Genomic DNA, 1,258 nt, shown 5'->3' with positions numbered 1-1,258 from the left:
GGCCCGTCCCGTCCGAACAGCGGTCGGCGGCAAGGGCGCACGCCGGGGGCGCGCGCCATGACGCTGTGCAAGCAAAAGACCGCATTCCGGTAACAACCCGGAGGATGCCGGGACTACGGTGACGATCACATCGGAGTGCGGAACCCGCAGTACCTGAGGGGATTTGGGATGCCACATCGGCGTCTGGAGAACGGTCTCACGTCGAGCCCGGCGGTGATGTTCGGCGAAGCACTCCGCTTCGCGCGCGATTTGGCGGGCTACACGCAGGAAGGACTGGGCAAACTCCTGCACTGCCACCGAACGGTGATCACCCGGTACGAGAGCGGCAAGCGCTCGATGCCGAGGGACACCGTCGAACGAGCCGACGAGCTGCTCGGCATGAGGGGCCTGCTGGTGCGGCTCTGGGAGCGGGTGGACTGGCATGCGGACATCGAGCACCCCGACTGGTTCCAGAAGTACGTCGAGCTGGAAGCGGAGGCCGTGGCCGCCCGGGTGCTCCAGTACATGCGGATCAACGGGCTGCTTCAGTGCGAGGAGTACGCCTACGAGATGTTTCGCCTCGGCGACGCCCGGAACAACCCGGAGTGGCTGGCCGAACGGGTGGCGACTCGGCTGAGTCGGCAGGACCGCTACCTGGTCGACAACGGGCCGTCAATGATCGTCGTCCTCCACGAGAGCGCGATCCGCAGCGTCATCGGCGGACCGGGCACCATGAGAAGGCAGATGGAGCACCTTCTCTCCGTCGGGGAACGGTCCAACGTTCTGATCCAGGTAGCGCCGTTCTCCTGCAGGACTCGGAAGCTGCCGACCACATCGGTGGTGCTGCTGGAGCTGCCCGACGGGAAGGAGTGGGTCTACTCGGAGAGCCTGTACCGAGGGCACTTCAGCGACGCCCCTTCGATCGTGCAGGAGGCCCGCCGGGACTTCGACCTTGTCCGCGGGTCTGTACTCTCGGTCGACGACTCCCATGCCCTCATGACCGAAGTAACGGAGGAATACCGGTATGCAGAACGCCGATCCGAGCGGGGCGCAGTGGTGCAAGAGCAGCTACAGCGGGGACAACGCGGGCGAGTGCATCGAGGTGGCCCCCGGGTTCCCCGGTCTCGTTCCCGTGCGTGACTCCAAGGACCCCCACGGCCCGGCCCTCCTCTTTCCGGCCGCCGCCTGGGACTCCTTCATCACCGCGATCCGGGGGGACGAGTTCCCGGTCGGCAGCTGACTGGACGTCAATGACGTTGCAGGGGGCGGGGTGCCGGAT

General features: G+C 66.5%; 2 protein-coding genes. Both read left to right on the top strand.

Annotated elements, in window-relative coordinates; all coding sequences use genetic code 11:
- Positions 1-135: 135 nt before the first annotated feature.
- Entirely contained in the window at positions 136-1,119 is a 984-nt protein-coding gene (locus ACFU6K_RS39285) for a helix-turn-helix domain-containing protein (RefSeq protein ID WP_380671508.1), read from the top strand.
- Positions 1,082-1,219 carry a DUF397 domain-containing protein gene (locus ACFU6K_RS39280; protein WP_380671506.1) on the top strand — a complete coding sequence of 46 codons (138 nt, stop codon included), beginning with the start codon at positions 1,082-1,084 and terminating at the stop codon, positions 1,217-1,219. Before ACFU6K_RS39285 ends, ACFU6K_RS39280 begins: the two co-directional genes overlap by 38 nt.
- Positions 1,220-1,258 lie beyond the last annotated feature (39 nt).

The sequence above is a fragment of the Kitasatospora sp. NPDC057512 genome (assembly GCF_042802135.1).
GTDB lineage: Bacteria > Actinomycetota > Actinomycetes > Streptomycetales > Streptomycetaceae > Kitasatospora.
This window is presented reverse-complemented; position numbering and strand designations above follow the sequence as displayed.